Origin of the sequence: Streptomyces sp. PU-14G (assembly GCF_041028275.1) — a bacterium.
Classification (GTDB): domain Bacteria; phylum Actinomycetota; class Actinomycetes; order Streptomycetales; family Streptomycetaceae; genus Streptomyces.
On record NZ_JASKYT010000437.1, the window covers coordinates 1 to 5,277 of the forward strand.

Consider the following 5,277-nt stretch of genomic DNA (forward strand, 5'->3'; position numbering starts at 1 on the left):
AGGGGCTCCGCCCCCTGGACCCCCCCCGACATGGGGGCTGAGCTCACTGGGCCCGGTCAGGGGCTTCGCCCCTGGCCCCTGCGCTGGGGGCCAGGGGGTCAGCTCTGGTTGTAGAAGCCGGCTGGGTCGCGGTGGTCTTCGTTGGTGACGACGCTGTAGTCGGGCGGGGTCAGCAGGAAGACGCGGTTGGCTACGCGTTCGATGGAGCCTCGCAGGCCGAAGGTCAGGCCTGCCGCGAAGTCGACCACGCGCTTCGCGTCGGCCGAGTCCATGGCGGTGAGGTTCACGATCACCGGCACCCCGTCCCGGAAGAGCTCGCCGATACCGCGTGCGTCGCGGAAGCAGTCCGGGCTGACGGTCGCGATCTTGGTGCCCTGGTCCTGGGCGGTCTCGGCCGTGACCCGGACTCTGGGGTCGGTGACCCACGGCTCCCGTGCGGCGTCCGCGGGCACCGGCCCCTCGACCGGGCCGTCGTCCGTTCCGTCGGCATAGTCGTAGTAACGCATCTCGCTGTCGTCGACGAGGCCCAGCCAGGCACTCGCCTTGCGCACCGATCCCATGGACGCCTCCTTTCCTTCGCGCGGTGTCCCACTGTTCTCAGCGCTCCGCCGCGGGTCCGCAACCCCTATGGTCGTCCATGATGCTGATGATGCGCCAAGCGGATACCCATCCCGCCGGGGTTTCGTGACGGTTCTGGTGCAGAACTTCCGGCACTCGATCAGGGATCACCGTGTTAAGGGGCAGGTGAAGGAGTGCGAGAGGGTCCGCATTGTCCCGTTCCCGCCGGATGGGTGGCCGCCAAGGACATCCGAGTGAGCGACACCTTCCGCATCGTCCCGGGTTGACCTGGTGTTGACCAGGTATGGCTCCTCCCCGCTCTTCGTCGTCCCAAACGCCGAGGGAGTCCGAAAGAGGGCCTTGCCGGTCGGGAAAATCACGGCGAATACTCCATGCAGCGTTTGTCAGGAGCACGCTTTGATTTCCGTGATCGGGAGGAAAAGTGAAGACCAAGCGCACCACATCAGCTGACGGTGTGACACGCCGCAGACGCAGCCGGCTGATCGCCGTCGCGTCGGGCATGGCGGCGGCCGGCGCGCTCGTCGCGCCGGCCACGGCCTCCGCCGAAGCTCCCACCCCCCACGCCTGGTCGGCCTCTGCGCTGAGCGCGGCCAGTGATGCCGTGCGTTCCGCCGACGTGGCCGGCACCGCGTGGCACGTCGACAAGGAGAACGGCAAGCTCGTCGTCACCGCAGACAGCCGGGTCTCCCGTGCCGGGCTGGCGCGGATCAAGCGGGCCGCGGGCGAGGTCGCGGGCGCTGTCGAGATCGAGCGGGTCAAGGGCACGTATCGGAAGTACCTTTCGGGCGGGGACGCCATCTATGCGGGCCAGTACCGCTGCTCGCTCGGGTTCAACGTCCGCAAGGGCGGCACGTACTACTTCCTGACCGCCGGGCACTGCACGGAGGGCGGCGGCAACTGGTACAGCGACTCCAGCCACTCCACTCTCATCGGCCCCACGGCGGGGTCGAGCTTCCCCGGCAACGACTACGGGCTGGTGCGGTACAGCAATTCCGCCCTCTCCCATCCGGGCACCGTCGGCAGCGTCGACATCACCGGTGCCGGGGACGCGCGCGTCGGGCAGAGCGTGACCCGGCGCGGGAGCACCACGGGCACCCACAGGGGACAGGTCACCGGTCTGAACGCCACGGTCAACTACGGGGGCGGTGACATCGTCTCGGGGCTGATCCGCACCACCGTGTGCGCGGAACCCGGGGACAGCGGCGGTCCTCTCTACGCGGGGGGTACGGCGCTCGGTCTCACCTCCGGCGGCAGCGGCGACTGCTCCAGCGGTGGCACGACCTTCTTCCAGCCGGTGCGTGAGGCCCTCAACGCGTACGGCGTGAGCGTGTACTGACGCCGTCTGCGGGTGGTTCGTGTGCCCGTGTGCGCCACTGGAGGCGCGCACGGGCACATGCGTGTGGTGGCGGGCGGGGGTCGATATCCAGTCAGGTCTACGCCTTACCGTGCGGACACATGGCATCGCCCCGGGTTGCCGTCGGGAGGGACGTCGCGGACACGGAGGGACGTTCGGCACCTTGACAGGGCAACCGAACTTCCGGTCGGCTGACGTGATCTGAACCTTGTGCGGGGGGACGGGGCTCGCAATACTCGGCCCACAAGTTGGCATGGACGCGACTTCTTGCGAGTCCGCGTCCATACATCCTCCTGGTCCGCCCACACCCCGGGCGGTCCAACCCCCCACCGGAGGTTCCACGTTGTCACAGCACCGACGCGTACCCAAGCGCCGCATAGTTCTCGCCGGGTCGGCGGTCGCCGCCCTCGCCGTCGGGACGCTCACGGCCACCACGGCCAACGCCTCCCAGGACGCCCCCACGCTCAAGTCCCTCTCCTCGACGTCGGCGGCCCAGCTGGCCGACCAGCTGACCTCGGACATCAAGGGTGACGCCGGCTCCTACTACGACGCCAAGGCGAACAAGCTCGTCGTCAACGTCACCGACGAGGCGGCCAAGGAGAAGGTCGAGGCGGCCGGGGCGCAGGCCAAGGTCGTCACGCACACCCTGGCCCAGCTCGACTCCGCCAAGGACGCGCTGACCGGGAAGAACATCCCCGGCACGGCCCGTTCGGTCGACGTGAAGACCAACAAGGTCGTCGTCACCGCCGACAAGACGGTCAAGGGCGCCGAGCTCGCCAAGCTGAAGAAGGCCGTCAAGGCCCAGGGCGGCAAGGCCGAGCTCAAGCGCGCGGAGGGCGAGTTCACCACCAAGATCGCCGGCGGCGACGCCATCTGGGGCGACGGCGGTCGCTGCTCGCTCGGCTTCAACGTCACCACCGCCGACGGCAAGCCCGGCTTCCTGACCGCGGGCCACTGCACCACCGCGATCTCCTCCTGGTCCGACAGCCAGGGCGGTCAGCCCATCGCCGAGAGCGGCGACGGCAAGTTCCCGGGCAACGACTACGGCATCGCCACCTACACCGGCGACGTCGACCACCCGAGCGAGGTCAACCTCTACGACGGCGGTACGCAGGCCATCTCCGGCGCCGGCGAGGCGCAGGTCGGCCAGCAGGTCACCCGCAGCGGCAGCACCACCCAGGTGCACGACGGCACCGTCAAGGCCGTGGACGCCTCCGTCACCTACCCGGAGGGCACCGTCGACGGGCTGATCCAGACCGACGTCTGCGCCGAGCCCGGTGACAGCGGCGGTTCGCTCTTCGCGGGCGACAAGGCGCTGGGCCTGACCTCCGGCGGCAGCGGTGACTGCTCCTCCGGCGGCGAGACCTACTTCCAGCCGGTGCCCGCCGCGCTCGACGCGCTGGGCGCCAAGATCGGCTGATCTGGTCCTTCCCCCCACGGCGGAACCCCCCGGACGCGGTCCGGGGGGTTCCGTACGTCAGGAAGGCGTCAGCTCAGCTCGGCCGCGACCAGCTCCGCGATCTGCACCGCGTTGAGCGCGGCGCCCTTGCGCAGGTTGTCGTTCGAGAGGAACAGCGACAGGCCGTTCTCCACCGTCTCGTCCGCGCGGATGCGGCCCACGTAGCTGGCGTCCTTGCCGGCCGCCTGGAGCGGGGTGGGGATGTCCGACAGCTCCACGCCCGGCGCCCCGGCCAGCAGCTCGGCGGCGCGCTCGGGGCTGAGCGGACGCGCGAAGCGGGCGTTGACCTGGAGCGAGTGGCCGGTGAAGACCGGGACGCGCACGCAGGTGCCCGAGACCTTGAGGCCGGGGACGTCGAGGATCTTGCGGCTCTCGTTGCGGAGCTTCTGCTCCTCGTCCGTCTCGGCCAGGCCGTCGTCGACGATCGAGCCCGCCAGCGGCAGCACGTTGAAGGCGATCGGCCGCTTGAACTTGTCCGGCTCGGGGAAGTCCACCGCCTCGCCGTCGAAGGTCAGCTTCGCGGCGTCGTTCTCCACCGCCTTGCGGGCCTGCCCCTCCAGCTCGGCGACGCCCGCGAGCCCGCTGCCGGAGACCGCCTGGTAGGTCGAGACGACCAGCGCGGTCAGCTCCGCCTCGTCGTGCAGCGGGCGCAGCACCGGCATCGCGGCCATCGTGGTGCAGTTCGGGTTGGCGATGATGCCCTTGGGGCGCTGCTTGGCCGCGTCCGGGTTCACCTCCGAGACGACCAGCGGGACCTCGGGGTCCAGGCGCCAGGCCGAGGAGTTGTCGATCACGACCGGACCCTGGGAGGCGACCTTCTCGGCGATCGCCCTGGAGGTGGCGCCGCCGGCCGAGAACAGGACGATGTCCAGCCCCGTGTAGTCGGCGGTGGACGCGTCCTCGACGGTCACCTCGCCGTCCTTCCAGGGCAGCGCCCGGCCCGCGGAACGGGCGGAGGCGAACAGGCGCAGTTCGTCGACCGGGACCTTGCGCTCGGCCAGAATCTCGCGCATCACTGTGCCGACCTGACCGGTGGCTCCGACAATCCCGACCTTCATGGGGCTCCTTCAGCTGATCGCGCGGCCGTGGACCCGGGAGGGTCCTGTGTACGCGGCCGCGCCGGCTTACGTCCGTATCCCGCGTGCCCCTACCCTGCACGGCGCCGGGTAGGGGTGCCAGTGCTTTGATTTCGGTCACAGCACGGCGCGCCGTCCCGGGAGCGCGCGTGAGTACGGCTACGCGCGGGGCGTGCGCAGTCCTGCGGTCAGCCCCCGCAGACAGCGTACGGCGAGTACGGCCGGACCCCGCTCGGGGTCGTCGGGCCCGGCCTCGTCGGCCGCCCACGTCTCCATCGCGATCCGCATGGCGGCGTTGGCCGCCGCCGCTGCCAGCCGCAGCTCCAGCGGGTCGGTGTCCTGGCGGGAGAGCTCCCTGAGCGCGGGCACCAGCGCCTCCTCCGTCTCCGCGTGCACCCGCAGCCACACCGAGCGCAGCGCGGGGTCGCCTCCGGCGGCGCGCAGCAGGCCGCGGGTGCTCTCCAGCGCCTCGGCCTGGAGGTCCGCGTGCGGGCCTTGCGGGGTGAGGGCGCCGCGTACGGCCCGCTCCAGCGCCTCGGCCACGGACAGCTCGGCGGGGGCGGCGGCCAGCTCTGCCAGCCACTGGTGCACCCCGCCGGTCAGCAGCGGGGTGACCGCCTCCTCCTTGGTGCGGAAGTAGCGGTAGAAGGTGCGCAGCGAGACCCCCGCCGCCTGGGCGATGCCCTCCGCTGTGACCCCCGCCGCGCCGTGCGCGGAGAACAGCGCGGCGGCGTGCCGGGCGATCTCCCGCTCCGTCTCGGCTTTGCGGCGCTCGGTGAGGGAAGGGCGGGTGGCGCCCTGGGGGCGGG

Annotated in this window: 5 protein-coding genes; 2 read left to right on the plus strand and 3 right to left on the minus strand. The window is 71.0% G+C overall.

Annotation, left to right across the window (positions count from 1 at the left end; all coding sequences use genetic code 11):
• Nucleotides 1–98: 98 nt before the first annotated feature.
• Entirely contained in the window at nucleotides 99–560 is a 462-nt protein-coding gene (locus AB8Z75_RS30870) for a cell division protein SepF (protein WP_369207783.1), read from the minus strand.
• Between the two features lie 440 nt (nucleotides 561–1,000).
• Here AB8Z75_RS30870 and AB8Z75_RS30875 point away from each other — a divergent pair, with 440 nt between their 5' ends.
• Nucleotides 1,001–1,915 (plus strand): S1 family peptidase, encoded by a 915-nt coding sequence (locus AB8Z75_RS30875; protein ID WP_369207785.1) that lies wholly within the window; start codon nucleotides 1,001–1,003, stop codon nucleotides 1,913–1,915.
• Between the two features lie 361 nt (nucleotides 1,916–2,276).
• A complete protein-coding gene (locus AB8Z75_RS30880; RefSeq protein WP_369207787.1) occupies nucleotides 2,277–3,353 on the plus strand; it encodes a S1 family peptidase in 1,077 nt (358 codons plus the stop codon).
• 68 nt (nucleotides 3,354–3,421) lie between these two features.
• Here AB8Z75_RS30880 and AB8Z75_RS30885 read toward each other — a convergent pair whose 3' ends face one another.
• Nucleotides 3,422–4,450 carry an aspartate-semialdehyde dehydrogenase gene (locus AB8Z75_RS30885; protein WP_369207789.1) on the minus strand — a complete coding sequence of 343 codons (1,029 nt, stop codon included), beginning with the start codon at nucleotides 4,448–4,450 and terminating at the stop codon, nucleotides 3,422–3,424.
• Nucleotides 4,451–4,627: 177 nt separating this feature from the next.
• A partial coding sequence (locus AB8Z75_RS30890) for a TetR/AcrR family transcriptional regulator (RefSeq protein WP_369207791.1) occupies nucleotides 4,628–5,277 on the minus strand: 650 nt, incomplete at its 5' end.

Coding starts and splice junctions, on each gene's coding strand:
- AB8Z75_RS30870 (WP_369207783.1), bottom strand. CDS start 560: ATGGGATCGGTGCGCAAGGCGAGTGCCTGGCTGGGCCTCGTCGACGAC.
- AB8Z75_RS30885 (WP_369207789.1), bottom strand. CDS start 4,450: ATGAAGGTCGGGATTGTCGGAGCCACCGGTCAGGTCGGCACAGTGATG.